Here is an 18,798-nt window from a genome sequence, read left to right on the forward strand (position 1 = left end):
GATATGGCATGTTATTTTGTTGCTTCAACACCATCAGCGCGAATAGGCGGCGCATCATCATACGCATTTTCAATATGCTCCAGTGAACGCCCGGTTGTTCTTGGTGCCAGAAGGGAGATATCCAATATGACAATAATCATTGCCAGCGCCACGATCGCAAACATTGTTGTTGCACCTTGATGCTCCAAAACTGGCAATAGAATGAAAGGCATTAAACCGCTCATCAGCCGGCTTACGCTATAAGCTGCACCGGTGGCCGTTGCCCGGATCTCAGTTGGAAAGATTTCCGCCTGCAGTACATGAAAAGCATTTGAAAAAATATTGCTGCACAGCGTATAAATAAATCCAAAAACAATGATCATGGAAGCAATAGTCCCCATTCCAAATAAAATTCCAAACACGCCCATGCCAAAAGCTGAAGCACTAACAAGCCATTTTCTGTCAATTTTTTCGATGAGTGGAACGGAAAGCAGAGCACCAAGCGGGTAGCCGATAAATGAGAGTGCAATATACTCTAAGGAATGACTAATATTGTAACCTTTTTGCGCCAACACAAGAGGTGACAGTGTACCAAACCCGTAATATCCGATCGTTTGGAAAATTTGGAAAATGTAAAGCATGATTGTATTCTTCATCCATTTTTTTTGGAAGATCGGCCTGCTTTGCCTGTCCTGTTGAGCGGCATCACGCTGTGTCAGGGAAGCCTTTGTACGGAATTCCTCTGCTTGTGTCTTACTGCCACCCAATTTTTTAAATACTTCTGCCGCCTCATCCCACTTTCCTGCCGTTGCCAGCCATCTCGGGGATTCCGGCAGCAAGTGTGCTGTTAAAAAAACAATAAGGGCACCAATCGAACCGATCATAAACATCCATCTCCATCCTTCAATTCCAAGCGGTGTTAACGGAACAAGCATGCGAGCCAGGAATCCCTCGGCCGGAATGGAGAGAAATGAAAGCGTATAGGCCCAGGCAATGTATTTTCCGCGCTTTGCTGTCGGGATGATTTCACTTAAATAAGCATCACATAACGCAGGCTGTGCACCGAGACCCAAGCCTGCCAAAAAGCGGAATAAAATAATGAATCCAACGTTCGGACTTAATGCAATGCAAAAGGTAAAAATGCTGTAAATCCCCAGATTGATAAGAAATGCTTTTTTCCTTCCGATTTTGTCGGCCAGTCTGCCCAAAAAGATAGCTCCGATAAACATCCCTAAGAAACTGGAACCCAATAATAATGAAAGCATGGATGACTTAACATGGAATTCTTCACTTAGAACACTGCCCAGAACGCTTGCTAGAAATACTTCGAAAAACTCAAAAAATAGTCCGACTCCAATAATGATCGTTGCGCGCTTATGGTATTTTCCAACAGCAAGTTGATCCAACTGTGCCCCAATGGTTACTGCCACACATATTCCTCCTATTCCGTCTGTATGACCAAGCTGTTGTAATTAAAACATTCTCAATTTTTTATATCATAAACTTTTCCCATCCGGATCGTCAACTATCGGCGGCGAAAAATTTAAACTTTTTGTATTTATATAGCATCTAGCTTTGAAGATGATTTTAAAGAGACACTGAAAGAATCCATTCTCTTGCCGGAATGATTATGGTTTAACAAACCTTGAAATAAATGCATCAAACGCAAACAAGAGAAAAATCTTACCGAATTATCAGGAACATGGATACATTTTTTGAATTATCAGTATAACCGCCCATTGACAACGACTGAATGAACCTGTATATTTAGTCTTGTGAAATGTTGCTTAGGGTAACGAAACTGTTTGTGTGATTTCGCTGTGGCCGGAGCTTTCTAATGCGGGCCTGGGCAGATGCTCAAGGGATTGGAGGAGGCTTGCTTGATGCAAGGGCTGTTTTACCGCTATATACGCTTGTACCGCGTACTGATCAAGAAATTGAACGGCTTATTGGCACAGTTCGGGTTGTCCTATTCGCTCTGGCAGGTGACGTTTTATGTGCGGAATTTCGGCCCGTGCACACTTGTGGAAATTTGCAAGTATTATCAAATTGAAAAACCGAATGTGACAAGGATTGTCCAAAAGCTGGAAGAACAGGGAATCGTAGAACAGATCCCGGGAAAAGACCGCCGTGAAAAAGTGATTCGGATGACGGAAAGAGGCGAAAACCTCTACCGGCAGTGCCGCGCGGAAATTACCGGATTGGAACAGCAGGCAATGAAGGGGATTCCGGAAGCGGAGCAAGAGATGGTATTCGAACTGCTTCCGCAAATCAGAGACAATTTAGATCACAAAGGGGAGGAAACAAATTGAGCAGGCCGAAGTTATGGACAAAGGATTTTATAATTGTTTCGACCGCGAACTTTTTTCTGTATTTTACATTTTACTTATTGATGGCGACCGTTACGATTTTTGCGACTGACCGGTTTCATGCATCACCAAGCGCGGCCGGCCTGGCATCAGGGATTTTCGTCGTCGGGGTCCTGGTTGCGCGGCTCTTTGCCGGCAAATCGATTGACCGCATCGGCAGGAAAAAGATGCTTTATGCTGGTTTTATTGCGATTATCATCATTTCATTATTTTATTTTGTGACGAATCAACTAGGTGTTTTACTGGCTGTCCGCTTTTTAAACGGCGCAGCGCTTGGGATAGCTTCAACTGCAACGGGAACCATTGTTGCCGGGATCATACCAAATGAACGCCGCGGGGAAGGCACGGGTTATTATGCATTGAGTGTGACACTTGCCGCGGCTGTCGGGCCTTTTGTCGGCATGTTCCTCATTCAGCACGCAAGTTTTAATATGGTATTTGCTTTATGCCTTGTGCTATTGGCTTTGAGCTTTATCTCCGCCCTCTTTTTAAAGATGCCGAAAGTGGTACTTTCAAAAGCGGATCTGGAAAAGATGAAGGGGCTCAAAATCAGCAATTTCTTTGAGCCGAAAGTGTTCCCAATTGCCATCATCAGTGCATTTGTCGGGCTCGGCTACTCTAGCATCCTGTCTTTTTTGACTTCATATGCGAAAGAAATGAATCTTGTTGATATTTCAAGCTTTTTCTTTATTGTTTATGCTGTAACGGTGCTTGTGTCCAGGCCGTTTACGGGAAGATGGTTTGATACAAAAGGCGAGAACTTTGTCATGTATCCTTCGTTTCTTTTGTTTGCGGCAGGGCTCGTGCTGCTGAACCAGGCTGACAGCGGACTATTAATTTTATTGGCCGGAATTTTCGTCGGGCTTGGGTACGGCACTTTCTCGGCAAGCGGGCAGGCGATTGCAGTCAAAGTATCGCCGAAAAACCGGATTGGGCTTGCAACTTCAACGTTCTTTATTTTTCTTGATGCCGGTGTCGGGGTCGGGCCGTTTTTGCTCGGGCTTTTGGTTCCGTTCGCTGGTTATCACGGCTTGTACGCCATCATGGCTGTTGTCCTTGTCCTTTGCGTATTTCTTTATTATTTTGTCCATGGGAAAAAAGCTGCATCTATGCAAGGCGTGGTGGAAGAAGCAGAATAATTTGTCTGAACACAAACCCGGGGATTGCCCCCGGGTTTGTTTTTTTTTTTAGCCGTTTGCCCGGTTCAAAAGCAAAGGCCGGGGAATCAAAAAAGAAGCAAGAGGCAGGCTCTTTTGACTGCACAGCGTAAGGTCCCTGTTTTTTCATAAGATAAGTTAAAAAATATTTTATAAAAAATTTGATTATCACTAATTGTTCCGTTTACAATAAACATAAGCGGAGTTTTTTACGTAAAAATAAATAAAAATTTACATATAGTTTTCGTAAAGGATAAGGTGGTTATTATGGCGACAATGGCTGATATTGCCAAAATGGCGGGGGTATCCATTGCAACCGTGTCCAGAGTTCTGAATTATGATGATAAGGTAGTGGCATCTGATGAAACAAGGCGAAAAATATTTGAAGCAGCCGAAAGTCTGAACTATACAAAACATATAAACAAAAAAACGGCCAGGAGGGAAAAAATCGCAATTGTACAATGGAGCTCGCAGGAAGAAGAACTGAATGATATTTACTATATGTCCATCCGCTTGGGGGCTGAAAAATACGCAGAGGAACACGGCTTGTCCATCTCCCGGGTTTATGCCGAATACGAAAAGATCCCGGGTGATGTGGAAGGAATTTTAGCGATTGGGAAATTCTCAAAACAGCAGATTCAAGTGCTTCAATCTTTTCAAAAACCGATTTGCTTTGTGGATACTTATTATGAGGTGGGAAGTGCTGATCAGGTTATGGTAGATTTTGAACAGGCAGTTAAAGATGTCATTGATTATTTTGTACAACAGGGGCATCAGCGGATTGGATATATCGGGTCGTTGGCTGAGGATGAAATGAATTCCGGAATTGATCCGCGCAGTCTTGAATATACCAGATATATGCAAAAGTTAGGGCTCTATCGTAAAGAAGATGTTTTTGATTTTAAAGGGAAATATGATGTTCGTGCCGGCTACCAGCAAATGATTTCTGCTATTAGGAACAGGGGGGATCATTTGCCGACAGCTTTTTTTATTGCAAATGATCCGATGGCGATCGGCAGTTTAAAGGCCCTTCATGAAAATAACATCCGGGTTCCGGAACAAGTGAGTTTGATCGGTTTTAATGACGTAAGTATGTCCCAATATACGGTTCCCGCCTTGAGCACAGTAAAAGTGTATACCGAAGTGATGGGCGAAGAAGGGGTGGCATTGTTGCTGGAACGTATAAACAGCCGGGAAATCCCTAAAAAAGTCAGACTGGGGACAAAACTTGCCATAAGAGAAAGCAGTAAATGAACGCTTCCTCTGCAAAATATTTACGTAAAAATTATGCAAAAAGGGAGTTAAAAAGTTTAAATTTTTATTGATTTTTGCGTAAAATTGTAGTACGATGGTGTTGGTTTATGGTAACGTTTACAAAAAGGAAGCATTGAAGCATTGGAATTTACAGGGTGGCGTGTACTTAAATAACGGACAACTTGGAGGAATGCGTGATGCTAAAAAAACATGAAAAATTTTATTACGGCGGGGATTACAACCCTGAACAATGGGATGAATCTGTATGGAAAGAAGACATGCGGCTGATGAAAAAAGCCGGCGTCAATTATGTAAGCATCAACATTTTCAGCTGGGCAAGGCTGCAGCCGGATGAAGAAACATATGATTTTTCAACGCTCGATAAAATCATGGATATGCTTGCGGAAAACGGCATCGGGGCGGACCTGGCCACTGCAACTGCGGCACCGCCGGCATGGCTGTCGCGGAAATATCCCGATTCGCTTCCGGTTGACAAGGACGGGTCGCGCTTTTTGCCGGGGTCGCGCCAGCATTATTGCCCGAACAGCAAAGACTATGCGCGGCTTGCCGGAAAACTGGTTGAGAAAATTGCGGAACGTTATCAAAACCATCCGGCGCTTGTGATGTGGCATGTGAACAACGAATACGGCTGCCATATTTCCGAATGCTACTGCGATCATTGTAAGCACGCATTCCAGCAGTGGTTGAAAGAAAAATACGGGACGATTGAAAACTTGAATAAAAGCTGGTCAACAGACTTCTGGAGCCAGCGTTATTATGAATGGGAAGAAATCTGTCTGCCAGGGAAAACGCCGACTTTTGCCAATCCGATGCAACAGCTCGATTACAAAGCCTTTATGGATGATTCACTGCTTGCACTTTATAAAATGGAACGCGATATCCTGAAAGCATATACGCCGGATGTGCCGGTAATGACAAATTTAATGGGGCTGCACAAACCGGTGGACGGATTCCATTGGGCGAAAGAAATGGATCTTGTGACATGGGATGCCTACCCAGATCCGTTTGAGGACATCCCGTATGCGCAATTCATGGCCCATGATTTGACGCGCAGTTTGAAAAAACAGCCGTTTTTGCTAATGGAACAGGCAGCCGGCGCGGTGAACTGGCGGGCGCAAAACGCTGTGAAAGCACCGGGTGTGATGCGGCTTTGGAGTTATGAAGCGGCTGCGCACGGGGCGGACGGCATCATGTTTTTCCAATGGCGCGCATCCCAGGGCGGTGCGGAGAAATTCCATAGCGGGATGGTACCGCATTCCGGGGATGAAGAAAGCCGGAATTTCCGGGAAGTGGTACAACTCGGCAATGAATTGAAAAATTTGGAAAAGGTAACGGGTTCAGCATATGCATCCGATGTTGCGATTGTTTTTGACTGGAAAAACTGGTGGGCGTTGGAACTCGATTCAAAACCTTCTTCGCTTGTAACCTATATCAAACAGCTTCTGCCGTTTTATAGGGTGCTTCATACCCAAAACATTGGTGTCGATTTTATTCACCCGGACGAGGCAATGGACCGGTATAAAGTGGTTTTCGCGCCGGCAAGTTACCGGGTGACAAAGGCATTTGCGGATAAAGTAAAAGCCTATGTCGAAAACGGCGGTTATTTTGCCACCAATTTCTTCAGCGGAATTGCGGATGAAAACGACCGTGTGTATCTTGGCGGCTATCCGGGCGCGTACCGGGATATTCTTGGCATTTATGTTGAAGAGTTTGCGCCGATGAAAAAGGGGGCAGTACATCAAATCCGGACCGGGTATGGCGATGCGGCTATCCGCGTGTGGGAGGAAAAGATCCACTTGAAAGGCGCCGAAGCTTTGGCCTGGTTCAAAGACGGCTATTTGGCCGGGTCGCCTGCTGTCACCGCGCATCATTGCGGAAAAGGAAAAGCTTATTATATCGGGACACAGCCGGATGAACAATATTTGTCTTCGCTTTTAAAAGAAATTTTAAAGGAAGCGGATGTCCGGCCGGCATTGGATGCTCCTCGTGGTGTGGAAGTGGCAGTGCGCAAAAATGGGCATGAAAAATTTTTGTTCCTGCTGAACCATACGGATCAGGTTCAGTTTGTGGATGCAGGCGGCACGTATCCGGAACTGATTTACGGGCGCACTGAAGCAGAAACAGTCCGGCTCTCGCCCCGGGATGTGAAAATTTTGCAGGTAATTGAAAAATAGGAAGCGCCCGGATTGGAAAACTGCCCTTTGCCTACTCCAGAAAAACCGCCTGTTTTTAGAGGCCACTCCGGGTTTTCAAGTTGGATTGCCGGCGCTCGTCAGCCGTGCAAAGCGGCCATTCGAGACGTATCGGGGAAGAAACCCGGTGAACCGTTGAGCCGCAGTTCCGGCAGCACGGATACGAGAAATGCAATAGACGCCCATGCTGTAGCGGACATGTATCAGCAGAGGGATAAAAAACAGCAGGCATAAATTTCCAGGATAGAGATGTTGCAATTGCACATCAAAAGGATACGAACACGACCGCAACATCCGGCACAAAGCTGTACCGGGTCCGTCCGGTAATGCCTATCAAAAAGGATCCCCCGCGTCCCCGCGGGGGATCCTTTTATGCTGCCTGTTCTACGGTCTGTTTGCGTGTTTTCTTTTTTACCGGGGAAAGGCGGCGTTCAATCCAGCCCATGATAAAGTCGGCGGCGACAGCCATCAAGGCAGTCGGAATTGCACCGGCTAAAATAATGGATGTGCCATTTGAGACGCTGGTTCCGCGGACGATGATATCTCCGAGTCCGCCTGCGCCGACAAATGTGCCCATGGCTGCAATTCCGATCGCAACGACGAGTGCGGTCCTGAGGCCGGCCATAATGACAGACAATGCAAGCGGAAGTTCCACCATCCGCATGATCTGGAACTTTGTCATCCCCATTGCCATGCCGGACTCAAGCAAAAATTGATCCACGCTGAGGATGCCGGTATACGTATTTTTTAAAATCGGCAAAAGCGAGTAAAGAAACAGGGCAAGTACGACCGTATTGGTGCCGAGCCCCATGACGAGCATCAGCATGGACAGCATCGCCAACGACGGAACCGTTTGAATGATATTGGCAAGGGTGAGAATCCAAGCGCTCAGCTTGCGGCGGCGGGCCATGAAAATCCCGAGCGGAATCGCGACGACCGCTGCAAACAGAACCCCATATGCCGACATCAGGAAATGGCGGTAAAACTGTACCCATACATAGTTGCCGTTTTCCCCGTAATAATGAAGTACGCTTCTGATCGTTTCCATGATCACCCCTCCTCAAAGTAATGGTGTTTTTCCAGAAATTCTTTTGCCACCGTCGATGGTTCTTTCATTTCGACGTCACTTTCATAATTCAACTGCTGCATTGTTTTCGTATCAATTTTTCCAACAAGCTTTTGTAAAACTTTCCTGAGTTCAGGATGTTGTTTTAACGTGTCGTCCCGTACGACAGGGGAGGCGTCATACGGCGGGAAAAAGTGTTTGTCATCTTCCAGCATAACGAGGTTGTATGCATTGATCCTTCCGTCGGTTGAATAGGCAAGGACGACATCCGCCTTCCCGCTTTTGACGGCTTTGTAGACAAGCCCGAGTTCCATCGGGTACGTTTTTCCAAATGTAAATCCGTACGTTTTCACAAACCCGTCGTAACCGTCGCCTTTCCGTTTCAGCCAGGAGTTATCCACGCCAAGCCGCAAATCTTTTGCCACTGGTTTTAATTGGGAAACCTTTGCCAAGTGGTCTTTGTCTGCTAAGGATTTGGTAACGGTAAAAGCATATGTGTTGGCAAATCCGAAAGAGTCGAACCATGTTTGGTGGAACCGTTTTTCAAATTGCTGTTTGACAATTTTTAATGCTTTTTTCGGATCGGTTACCGGTTCCATGCCGAGTGCGCCCGCAAGATCCGTCCCGGTGTAACGGACAGCGGAAATATTGATCTGCCCGCTTGTCATCGCTTTATGGAGCACAATCGACGAACCAAGATTATTGACCATATCGACTTTTATATCGGTATAATGTTCGATCATATCTTTTTCCATATAACCGATAATTTGTGTTTCGGTTGAGTTTGTCATGCCGATCTTTACGGACTGGCTGTCTGCGGCACTTAGGCCTGGCAGGGTGCAGCCGCCCGCAAAGATGCTTAAGCAGAAAATAAGCAAGAGGGCTGCTAACTTTTTCATGTGCCGTCATCCTTTCTAAGCGGCCTGTTTTTGTTTCCGGATACCTTTTGGTGTGGCAATCGTTTCAAGCTTTCCAAACAGATAGTCCACGATAAGCGCCAAAATGGTTACCGGTACTGCGCCGGCTGCGATCATTTCCGGCTGGTATAAATTGAGGCCGCTGAAAATATAGTCTCCGAGGCCGCCTGCACCGATAAAGGAAGCAAGTGTTGCCCAACCGATTAAGTAAACGGTGGACAGGCGGACGCCGGCCATGATCACAGGGATGGCAAGGGGCAGTTCCAAATGGATCACTCTTTCCCATCCGGTCATCCCCATCCCGCGCCCTGCTTCCACCAGTTTTGGGTCAATCCCCTTTACACTGGTGTACGTGTTCCGCAAGATAGGCAGGACCGAATAGAAAAACAACGCCGCAATTGCGGGAAGCTTTCCGATGCCGAAGATCGGAATGAAGAAGGCTAAAATGGCAAGGCTTGGGAAAGTTTGGATAACGCCCGCTATGCCCATCACGATATGTGCCGCCCGCCGGTATTTTGTCAGCCAGATGCCAAGCGGAACAGCGACAACGATGCCCAGGATGACAGCCGTAATGGAGATATAGAAATGCTGCCATGTTTTGAACAACAGTTCGCTCCAGTTGGCTTCCATAAACTGCATGAAGGCTTCCATGATTTTTCCTCCTAACTGATGATTTCAGATACGGCTTCCTCTTCGCCCCAGATGGAGTCGTAAACGATATCGACAAGGCTTGCTCTCGTGACAATGCCAACAAGCCGGTGTTCATGGTCGACAACAGGCACGTATTTAATGCCCCGTTTTAAAATTTTCCGGACGGTATCGCGGATGAGGGTATCTTTTTCCACTGCGATTAAATTCGTTTCCACCATGTCTTTGACAAGAACCGGTTTCTTGCGGTTTCGGTCGATGATTTCGACATCGATATAGCCGAGGAGCACTTTCCGGCTGTCCACGACAAGCAGGGAGTCAACCCGCCGTTCTTTCATGATTTGGATGGCTTCTGTTAATGTTTTATCGCCTGTGACTGTAACGGCTTTCGGGCTCATGATTTGTTCAACGGTCTGGATATTCGGCCGAGCCTGAAGCAGCCGTTCTTTGCCGATAAACGTTTCCACAAATTCGTTGGCCGGTTCGCGGAGAATTTCATCCGGCGTGCCAGTTTGGACCAGTTTGCCGTCGCGCATGATGACAATCTGGTCGGCAAGTTTAATTGCTTCATCCATGTCGTGGGTGACAAATATGATGGTTTTGCCAAGTTCCTTTTGCAGCTTTTTCAGTTCGTCCTGCAGGCTGTCGCGTGTAATCGGATCGAGCGCGCCAAACGGTTCATCCATTAAAATGAGCGGCTGGTCTGCCGCCAGTGCCCGCAAAACGCCAATACGCTGCTGCTGGCCGCCGCTCAATTCATGCGGGTAACGGTCCAAAAATTCTTCAGGCATATCTACGAGCTGGAGCAGTTCTTTGGCCCGCTCCCGTTGTTTTTCTTCAGGCCATTTCAGTAATCGCGGGACAAGAGAGATGTTTTGCTGGATTGTCATGTGGGGGAATAAACCGATTTGTTGAATCACGTACCCGATTTCTCTTCTGAGTTTGACGGGGTCCGTATTTTTGATGTTTTTGCCATTGATATAAATGGTACCCTCTGTTGGTTCAATCAACCTATTGATCATTTTCATCGTGGTCGTTTTACCGCAGCCGCTCGGGCCGATAAAAACGATAAAGCGGCCGGATTCGAATTCGAGATTCAAATCGTCCACGGCGCGTTTGCCGCCCTTATAAATTTTCGAGACGTGGTCAAACTTTAACAATTTTCGCACCTCCAGTTTTTTGGTTAAAGATTGGTTACAATATTAGTATAACGTAAAATTTGTAAAATGAAAAGTTTACGTATTGTACTTATTATATAGATGATATATATTGTAATTGAAGGCGATTTGTTATTCATTTTTTACGGTACCTTTTTCCGGCATTTGAAAAAGCGGCCAAAAGGAGCATTTCTAAGAGATGGAAGAAAAGACGTTGGACAAGGTTGTCCAGGCGAAGGAACAATATATCGAAAAAATTGCGGACCATATTCGTGCTTTCGGCATCCCGCCAACCGTCGGGCGTGTCCTCGGCATTATCTATATGAACCACAGGCCGATGACACTCGATGAATTGTCCCAGGCAACAGGCATGAGCAAGACAAGGATGAGCCAGGTAGTCCGCGAAATGGTCGATATGAATATCGCAGAAAAAGTGTTTGAAAAAGGGGTCCGGAAAGATCTTTACAATGTCGGCCTCGATTTTTACGACACGTTTGTTACCATTTTCACGTCCAATTTGCAGAAAATCATTCACCGCAACAAATTTTTTGAAAAAAAATTTGCGCGTGAATTGGCAGAACTGAAGGCCAATGAAGAACTGCCGCCGGAAATGAAAAAACAGCTGAATAACTTCTTAAATGAACTCGGCAATCTTGCAGAATATTATGATTGGCTTTCGCGGCTTGTGGATTTTTTTGAGAGCGGAAAAATTTTTGAATATGTACCGAAGAAAAAACAGGGATAAACGGAGGCTGGCCCATGAGTACAGAAAAAGAAAAAATGATTGCCGGGAAGTTGTACAATGCGGGAGACCCGGAACTCGCGCAGGCGAGGCTTAATGCAAGACGCCTCGTCCGTACGTTCAATGAAACGGACGAAACCGATTTGGAAACCCGGACAGCATTGTTGAAAAAATTATTCGGTTCGACGGGGGAATGCCTCTTTATCGAATCTGATTTCCGCTGCGATTACGGGTTTAACATTCATGTCGGGGAGAATTTTTATGCGAATTTCGATTGTGTCATTCTCGACGGGGGGCCGGTTGAAATCGGGAAAAACTGCATGCTGGCGCCGGGTGTCCATATTTATACGGCAACACATCCGCTTGATGCAAAAACGCGCGTGTCCGGCCTGGAGTTGACCAAACCGGTGAAAATTGGCGATAACGTCTGGATCGGCGGACGCGCGGTGATTAACCCGGGCGTTACGATCGGCAACAACGCGGTGATCGCTTCCGGAGCCGTCGTGGTCAAAGATGTGCCCGACAATGCAGTCGTCGGCGGAAACCCGGCGCGGATCATCAAGATGGCGGAATCATAAGGGAGGCGGCGCCTTCCTTTTTTGTCGATGCAAGAAGGGATGCAAGCCTGGTATCAACGAAACGCCATGGGAAACCCGGGAAGTTGGGAAAAGCCGGGAGAGCAGTTAAAGCCAGGGAAAAGAGAGGACGTGAAAAAAACACTCTCAAAATTGGGGTTATGTAAACATAGCCTATCGAGTGACCAGAATCAGTGAAAACTGGCGGCCATCAGTAAAAAAACAGCGGAATGTCAACCATAACAAGCCACCCTGCGGTCAAGGTGGCTTGCCCCTTAATCTTTTTGCCTGGGTGAAACGGCAGCCCAGAGCGCTGCCCCGACAAATGCAGCTATGGCGGCTGATGCAGGCGGATATTTGCTCATCTTGACATAATAACTGTTTCTGCGCATCCAGCCTTTATTCGTGCCCCGTTCATGCAGGCCGTAACCCGGATGGTAGAGGGCGCTGTCCGCTTTCGACTTTGACGGCCGGTCGCTGTGCTGCGTCCGGTACATGGTCAGCTCCATTAATTTATCCATGAACCGTGGCAAGAAGCGGCCTAAGACTGCGACTATTTTTGCCTGCGATCCGACATACATATCCCGCTTCGGGTGCTCGGCTGCAAACAGGATGGCTTCCGCGACGGCTTGAGGCGGGTAAATCATGGACATATAATGCGCCGGTTGTTTCTTAAGGTAGCTGCGCGTATGCTCATTATACGGCGTATCGATCCGGCCGGGGTGAACGAGCGTAATCGAAACGGGCGCATGCTCTTTTTCAAGTTCCATCCGGATGCTTTCCGTAAAACCGTGCAACGCAAATTTAGAGGAAGCATAGGTGGACTGGATGACGGTTCCGCGGTCGCCGAACAGGCTGCCGATATTGATCACAGCGCCGGGCACGCCGCGGCTTTTGTAATGCTGGACGGCTAACCTTGTCCCGTATACGGCGCCCCAGAAATTCGTGTCATACATGCGTTTCATGTCTTCAATGCTGACGTCCATCGCTTCGCCAAAAATCGAAAACGCCGGCATTGTTCACCCAGGTGTCAAAGCCGCCGAACGTTTTAATGGCGGTTGCCGCAATATGCTTCACATCTTCTTCGCGGCCGACATCCGCCCGCACCCAGATGGCGGAACTGCCATTATTTTTTAACGTCTTTCCGAAAGAAGTCTCCCATCCTCAAGGAATGTGAAGGTGCGAATCGCACCAATGAGTAGGTGGGAGATGAATTTCGGTTGACTTTAGCCAAAGTTATTTTTCCAATCCTTTTCTCAACAATTCTAAGATTGCGGCTGTTCTAGTTGGAATCCCATTTTCTTTTTGATATTGTTCCAATTTTTCTAATATCGTCTTAGGCATACGAATTTCTACACGTTCTTTCTCTTCTCTCATGATGATCACCTCATATTGATTGTATGGATTTTTACGATATAATCAATATATACGAAATTTTTCCGCACAAAGTGAGGTGAATGGATATGGCCAAGCAAAACAAAGCTTTCAAGTTTCGTTTGTTACCAAACAAAGAACAATCCGCATTATTAGCTAAGACATTTGGTTGTGTTCGCTTTGTCTACAATAAGATGTTAGCTGAACGCAAAGAAACGTATGAAAAGTTCAAGGATGATAAAGAATTGCTTAAAAAGCAAAAGTTTCCGACCCCTGCAAAATATAAAAGTGAATTTCCATTCCTAAAAGAAGTGGATTCTTTCGCTTTGGCAAATGCACAAATGAACTTACAGACTGCTTATAAGAATTTCTTTGAAGGAAATGCGGATTTTCCAAAGTTCAAAAATCGTAAAGCAAAACAATCCTATACAACTAATATGGTCAACGGAAATATTAAGCTAGAAAATGGTCATATCAAACTGCCAAAAATCAAAAAGCCAATAAAAATGAAACAGCATAGAGAGATACCTGCTGATTATAAAATCAAATCTTGCACTATTTCTAAAACAAAGACAGGCAAATACTACATTTCAATTTTGACAGAATATGAGAAAGATATTCGTCCAGTTAAAATACAGAAAGTTGTTGGTTTGGATTTTGCTATGGATGGTCTATATGTCGAGAGTGAACAGGGTAAGAAAGCCAATTACCCACGTTACTATCGGCAAGCCTTAGATAAATTAGCAAAAGCACAACGAATTCTTTCTCGAAGAAAGAAAGGTTCTGCACGTTGGAACAAGCAACGACTAGTAGTGGCTAAGTTACATGAGAAAGTGGCGAACCAACGCATGAATTTTCTTCATCATAAGTCAAAAGAATTAGCTTCTAACTTTGATGCTGTCGTGATTGAGGACTTGAACATGAAAGGGATGTCTCAAGCCCTTCACTTTGGGAAAAGCGTTCATGATAACGGCTGGGGTATGTTCACTACTTTCTTAGCGTATAAGCTAAAAGAACAGGGGAAACAACTTGTGAAAATTGATAAGTGGTTTCCCTCCACTAAGAAGTGTTCATGTTGCGGCAAGGAAAAAGAAATGCCATTATCTGAACGTGTATATAAATGTTCTTGCGGCTTTGTATTAGATCGCGATCACAATTCAGCAATCAATATCAAAAATGAGGGATTACGCTTATTAGCGTTATCATAAGTAACAAAACTCTTGGAACAAGAGGGTTAGCTCGGTCAGTTTTCGTTGGCTAGTAAAAGCAACGATAAGTCGAGAAGCCCCCACTTCAATCAAACCGTAAGGTTGATAAGTGGAGGGTAGTTCACCTCATTGGCAAGAATTTTCAACGCGTGCTCATTCCTTGCCGGGAGTACAATCCGTGCGCCGCGGGCTGCAGCCATTCTTGCGGTGGCAAGCCCGATCCCGCTCGAAGCGCCGGTGATCACGATGACCTGGTCTGCCAGTTTTTTCAGTGATAATGGTTTTTCCATACTGGCATCCATACTGCCGTTGCCTTGTTGTACATAAGATTGGTCCAATGTATGCCCTCCTTGAAGTTTTTTTGCTGTGTTTCGTAATATATCTATACTCTGATTGCGGTTATTTTTGCAGCAGCAGGATTTGGAAATGGGAGGTTCCGGAATTGAAAAAGCAGGGAAGGCGCGGTTGGGCTTTTTTTAAGGGATGCATGGGAGAAATTGCTGAAACCGCGATTGCGGAAATCATTTGGAGAGTATTGGCTTCCTTGGCCAAAATCGTTGCCCGGTTCGCGCTACATGGATGGAATAACAGAAAAACCTTGGAAAATCCAAGGTTTGAATGGAGCACGATGCTGTTTTTAAAAATCTGCCTTTTAAAATGGATCATTATTTTCCGTTCCAGAGAAAGACTCAATGGCATGCTCAAGGGCGTTGTATGCCTGGCCGAATGCGCCTGCCGCCGAATCAGTACCTGCATGGCGGTGTTCCGGGATCGAATGCTTCGCCTGTTCGATCGCCGTAATGGCATCTTCAATCATCGTCCCTTTGTCCCCGTACTGCTGGCGGGCATCCTGAAGCTGCCGGATGCAGGCATCTAAATCTGCTGAATCGGGATGATTATAAGCGTTTTCGAGCTTTTCCTTCACTTGTTCCAAAATTTCCTTCATGATTCACACCCATTTCTGTAAAGAATACAAGGCTAGTCTTTCAAGTTGGGTTTCATTTTATGCAATATGGAATGCAAACGAGAAAGAAATTTCATCTTTTGCGCTGGAACCAGCCTGCCCTGGCGGCCGTTTCTGCCCGCGAACTGCCGCTTATCCTGCTTTGCCGCCCGGTTCAGGGGTCCAGTAGGAAAAAAGCGGCCCGTTTTTTCCAAACACGGGATCGGTTTCCGGCATGCCGGTTTTGCGGATATTTTCGCGCAAGGTTTCATCTGCCCTCATTTGGGTATCATAATCCTGCCCGCCCGGATAACCCCCTGTCACCGCGAACCCGCCTCCTGACTCAATCCGTTTATGCCCGGTTCCGGCCGGCAACAGCACACAATCACCTTCAGAAATTGTAAAAATTTTACCTTGAGGGCCGCCAAGCTGTACTTTGGCATGGCCGCTCCGTACCGCAATCACTTCATGGGAATTGCTGTGGAAATGATGGTAAGGGAAAATGGTCCATACCCAGTTGTTTCCCCAATTATTTTTTTGAAACACTTTCTCAATTTCGTCTGTCCGTCCTTTAAAAACACCGTGGTAAATGAGCACAGGGAGAAACGGATTATTCGGAATACCGCCGTTCTCCTCAAAATAAAATGCAGAAACGTTATCGTTTGCTGCCGTGCTCCCTGCATCTTTGCCATCTGAAGCTGACATAAATGGAAGCAATCGTTTCATGGTTGTTTCCCCTCCTCTTTTAATCAGGTTTCATGATTTCCCGGCTTCTCGTTCATCTGCACGATACAGGCAGAATTTTCTTTTTGGTATGCTCCGCCCTTGTTATTGTTTTCCCCCCGCCTAACTATCGGAAACTTTCATTTTTTGCCAAAAATCCATGGGCTTTTTTAATAAAGGCCTCCATGGTGTAATGGGATACGGCAAAGCAAGTTTTTTTGGATACCCAACCACATCCTATCCTTTTTCCCTCTTACAGGCAAATCTTGTATAATAGTCTCAGAAACCATTCAGGAGGACGGCAGTTTGGGAAAAAAAGGATGGCTCGTAGTTTTATTGTTTTTCATTACGGCTGGTGTGCTGGGAATCGGTAACTGGTATTATCAGGCGAACACCGGAAAAACGATTGAAAAAGCACAGCAGCAATATAAAAAAGACTTGGCAAAAGAAAAGAAGCGCAGCCTGGAGGCAAAGGCAGCAAAGGAAAGCGCGGCAAAACAGATTTACGAAAAACATAAAGGGAAAGAACTGGTGTATTTGCCGGTCGGCTCCAGCCTGACAGCAGGGGATTTTGCAACGAAAAAAAGCAAAACGTATGCCGCTTTGTTGGCTGCGCGCATTCACCAAGGCCTTGGATATAAAGTGAAGACCATCAATGGCTACGGCAAGAGCGGGGCCGGCCTGAAGGAACATGGGGCAGACAGTCTTCCCCATATTATTTTCAATCATCCTGATCTTGTGACGATTGAGTTCGGTACATTTGATCTGAACCGGAATGCCAAAAACACTTACGTTTCTGCCGGCCAATTTAAGAAAGATCTCGAACATTTTGTGGATGAAATCAGAAAGAGTACCGGCAAGAAAACAAAAATCATTTTGCTCACCACCTGGAACAGCGGGCAGTTGTCTTTTACTTATGACCGCGCCATTGAAGAGGTGGGGAAGGCAAAGGGTGTTCCTGTTGCCAATATTGAATCTGTCTGGCTGAACCGTTCCGATACACACGGCCAGAAAGGAGAGAAAGCGGCCACGGGCAAAAGCGATGGCTGGCTTGCCAATGACAAAGGGCATAAAGAAATTGCAAATACGGTGTACAAAAAAGCGTATGGGCTGTTAAAGTAAAATACTGGCTGCTTTTCGGAAGGGCAACCCCCGGTCTTTTGGCAGGCGCTCAAGGATTGTGAATATATCGCCCTGTCTTTCAGAAGGCTATCTCTGAAAGACAGGGCTTTTTGCTGTTTCCGGATAAATCACCCCAGTGAAAAACGAATTGTTCGTAATATAAAACAATTTGTTCTCAATATATTTTTAAAAAGCAAGGAAAACAAAGGAATGTTGCGAAAAAGAAAGTATTTTGTTCGTTATTACGAAAAAATGGCGCCGCTTTCAGCTGCATTTATTTTGAGAGACAGTTGATGCAATGCCCATTGTAATTCGTTATCAAGAACTATCGAGATGCAAAAGGTTAACATGCCGTTTCCAATTGTGGTTTTATAAAGTTGGCGTTGCCGGCGTGGCCGGGAGTTCTTCACCGAGAAACGGATTTAGTACGGTGCTGCCTAATACGGCCACCCATGTTTTTAACGTTCTCGTGCCAGGAGTCCTCCTTTTTCTTATTGGTGCAGCGATGGCGCGCACCAGTGCCATAAGCTCCAGCTTCGGAAGGAATAGCGAAAGGCAGCAGAATAGGGCTGTCTGTTTTTTGTGATAAGATGGAAAAGACAATGCAGATGGGAGGGATTCAATTGAAAAAAATTGCCGAGGGCGTTGCGATGCTGGAAATCAACCTGAACCATTTTATCATTCACCCCACTTTGATCTGGGATGAACAGAAAGCGGTTTTGGTAGATGCCGGCATGCCGGGTTCGCTTGATTTGATCCGTGCAGAAATGGAGAAGGCGGGCGTGCCGTTTGAAAAATTGGACGCAGTTATTCTGACGCACCAGGATATGGATCATATTGGCAGCGTGCCGGAAATATTGGCAGAGTCCGGCCATTCCATTACGGTGTACGCACACGGGCTGGACAAGCCATATATCGAAGGGGAGAGGCTTCTGATCAAAGCGGATCCGGAAAAGATCGATCCGGCAAGATGGGAATCGATGCCGGAAGAAATGAAACAGATGTATTTGAATCCGCCGAAAGCGAAAGTGGACAAAGTGATCGGGGATGGAGAAGTTCTGCCTTTTAGCGGCGGAATAGAGGTGATTTTTACACCGGGGCATACGCCTGGCCATTGCTGCCTGTATCTTAAAAAGAGCAAAACATTGATCGCTGCGGATGCGATGGTTGCAGACAACGGCAAACTGCATGGCCCCAGACAGCAAGTCACGCCTGATATGGGAACCGCAATGGCTTCATTGAAAAAGCTGCTTGATTTTGATATTGAATCCGTCATCTGCTACCACGGCGGCCTGTGCCATGAAAATGTAAATGAACAGATTCGCAAGCTTGCAGAATGAAATAAGAGCGT

17 protein-coding genes and 2 pseudogenes are annotated in these 18,798 nt (G+C 46.1%); 9 read left to right on the forward strand and 10 right to left on the reverse strand.

The genetic code is table 11. The annotated features are described in order from the left end of the window. Window positions 1–11 precede the first annotated feature (11 nt). Entirely contained in the window at window positions 12–1,409 is a 1,398-nt protein-coding gene (locus NSQ19_RS02065; protein ID WP_181981030.1) for an MFS transporter, read from the reverse strand. Window positions 1,410–1,862: 453 nt separating this feature from the next. Between NSQ19_RS02065 and NSQ19_RS02070 the strand changes: the two genes are divergently transcribed. The 4 genes from NSQ19_RS02070 (at window position 1,863) to NSQ19_RS02085 (ending at window position 6,954) form a co-directional block, all read left to right on the forward strand. Then, window positions 1,863–2,291: a MarR family winged helix-turn-helix transcriptional regulator gene (locus tag NSQ19_RS02070; RefSeq protein ID WP_029142376.1), complete on the forward strand. Its 429-nt coding sequence runs from the start codon at window positions 1,863–1,865 to the stop codon at window positions 2,289–2,291. Then, window positions 2,288–3,487 carry an MFS transporter gene (locus tag NSQ19_RS02075; protein ID WP_029142377.1) on the forward strand — a complete coding sequence of 400 codons (1,200 nt, stop codon included), beginning with the start codon at window positions 2,288–2,290 and terminating at the stop codon, window positions 3,485–3,487. The genes NSQ19_RS02070 and NSQ19_RS02075 overlap by 4 nt, the downstream gene beginning before the upstream one ends. Window positions 3,488–3,772: 285 nt before the next feature. Continuing rightward, entirely contained in the window at window positions 3,773–4,759 is a 987-nt protein-coding gene (locus NSQ19_RS02080) for a LacI family DNA-binding transcriptional regulator (RefSeq protein WP_340702279.1), read from the forward strand. Between the two features lie 197 nt (window positions 4,760–4,956). Then, window positions 4,957–6,954, forward strand: coding sequence for a beta-galactosidase (locus NSQ19_RS02085; protein ID WP_340702280.1), 1,998 nt, complete (start codon window positions 4,957–4,959; stop codon window positions 6,952–6,954). Between the two features lie 388 nt (window positions 6,955–7,342). Here the strand turns inward: NSQ19_RS02085 and NSQ19_RS02090 are convergent, their stop codons facing one another. Genes NSQ19_RS02090 through NSQ19_RS02105 form a run of 4 tightly spaced genes read right to left on the reverse strand, consistent with a single transcriptional unit; the run spans window position 7,343 to window position 10,763 of the window. Continuing rightward, window positions 7,343–8,020 (reverse strand): ABC transporter permease, encoded by a 678-nt coding sequence (locus tag NSQ19_RS02090; protein WP_046721282.1) that lies wholly within the window; start codon window positions 8,018–8,020, stop codon window positions 7,343–7,345. 2 nt (window positions 8,021–8,022) lie between these two features. Continuing rightward, window positions 8,023–8,937 carry an osmoprotectant ABC transporter substrate-binding protein gene (locus NSQ19_RS02095; protein WP_340702281.1) on the reverse strand — a complete coding sequence of 305 codons (915 nt, stop codon included), beginning with the start codon at window positions 8,935–8,937 and terminating at the stop codon, window positions 8,023–8,025. A gap of 15 nt (window positions 8,938–8,952) precedes the next feature. Next, window positions 8,953–9,606: an ABC transporter permease gene (locus NSQ19_RS02100; RefSeq protein WP_019720482.1), complete on the reverse strand. Its 654-nt coding sequence runs from the start codon at window positions 9,604–9,606 to the stop codon at window positions 8,953–8,955. An 11-nt stretch (window positions 9,607–9,617) separates the two neighbouring features. Further along, on the reverse strand, window positions 9,618–10,763 hold the full coding sequence (locus NSQ19_RS02105) for a betaine/proline/choline family ABC transporter ATP-binding protein (protein WP_340702282.1): 1,146 nt from the start codon (window positions 10,761–10,763) through the stop codon (window positions 9,618–9,620). A gap of 196 nt (window positions 10,764–10,959) precedes the next feature. On the opposite strand from NSQ19_RS02105, the gene NSQ19_RS02110 reads away from it, so the two are divergent. Both NSQ19_RS02110 and NSQ19_RS02115 read left to right on the forward strand, forming a co-directional pair. Then, window positions 10,960–11,505 (forward strand): GbsR/MarR family transcriptional regulator, encoded by a 546-nt coding sequence (locus NSQ19_RS02110; protein ID WP_340702283.1) that lies wholly within the window; start codon window positions 10,960–10,962, stop codon window positions 11,503–11,505. Between the two features lie 14 nt (window positions 11,506–11,519). After that, window positions 11,520–12,080, forward strand: coding sequence for a maltose acetyltransferase domain-containing protein (locus NSQ19_RS02115; protein ID WP_029142384.1), 561 nt, complete (start codon window positions 11,520–11,522; stop codon window positions 12,078–12,080). A gap of 272 nt (window positions 12,081–12,352) precedes the next feature. Here the strand turns inward: NSQ19_RS02115 and NSQ19_RS02120 are convergent. After that, window positions 12,353–13,214 (reverse strand): annotated as a pseudogene (locus tag NSQ19_RS02120) (SDR family oxidoreductase); the annotation flags it as partial. Between the two features lie 99 nt (window positions 13,215–13,313). Next, complete coding sequence (locus NSQ19_RS02125) at window positions 13,314–13,454, reverse strand: ribbon-helix-helix protein, CopG family (RefSeq protein WP_003352379.1); 141 nt, start codon at window positions 13,452–13,454, stop codon at window positions 13,314–13,316. Window positions 13,455–13,540: 86 nt separating this feature from the next. On the opposite strand from NSQ19_RS02125, the gene NSQ19_RS02130 reads away from it, so the two are divergent. Beyond that, complete coding sequence (locus NSQ19_RS02130; RefSeq protein WP_340702284.1) at window positions 13,541–14,659, forward strand: RNA-guided endonuclease TnpB family protein; 1,119 nt, start codon at window positions 13,541–13,543, stop codon at window positions 14,657–14,659. 122 nt (window positions 14,660–14,781) lie between these two features. Here the strand turns inward: NSQ19_RS02130 and NSQ19_RS02135 are convergent. The 3 genes and pseudogenes from NSQ19_RS02135 to NSQ19_RS02145 all read right to left on the reverse strand — a co-directional run. After that, window positions 14,782–14,961, reverse strand: a pseudogene (locus tag NSQ19_RS02135) (SDR family NAD(P)-dependent oxidoreductase); the annotation flags it as partial. Between the two features lie 350 nt (window positions 14,962–15,311). Next, window positions 15,312–15,605: a hypothetical protein gene (locus NSQ19_RS02140; protein WP_013858390.1), complete on the reverse strand. Its 294-nt coding sequence runs from the start codon at window positions 15,603–15,605 to the stop codon at window positions 15,312–15,314. Window positions 15,606–15,755: 150 nt separating this feature from the next. Next, window positions 15,756–16,328 (reverse strand): cupin domain-containing protein, encoded by a 573-nt coding sequence (locus NSQ19_RS02145; RefSeq protein ID WP_013858391.1) that lies wholly within the window; start codon window positions 16,326–16,328, stop codon window positions 15,756–15,758. 303 nt (window positions 16,329–16,631) lie between these two features. Between NSQ19_RS02145 and NSQ19_RS02150 the strand changes: the two genes are divergently transcribed. Then, a complete protein-coding gene (locus NSQ19_RS02150) occupies window positions 16,632–17,447 on the forward strand; it encodes an SGNH/GDSL hydrolase family protein (protein WP_013858392.1) in 816 nt (271 codons plus the stop codon). Window positions 17,448–18,070: 623 nt separating this feature from the next. Then, window positions 18,071–18,787, forward strand: a complete 717-nt coding sequence (locus tag NSQ19_RS02155; RefSeq protein ID WP_013858395.1) for an MBL fold metallo-hydrolase — start codon at window positions 18,071–18,073, stop codon at window positions 18,785–18,787. The last annotated feature ends 11 nt before the right edge of the window (window positions 18,788–18,798 follow it).

Origin of the sequence: Weizmannia sp. FSL W8-1119 (assembly GCF_038008605.1) — a bacterium.
GTDB lineage: Bacteria > Bacillota > Bacilli > Bacillales > Bacillaceae_C > Weizmannia > Weizmannia coagulans.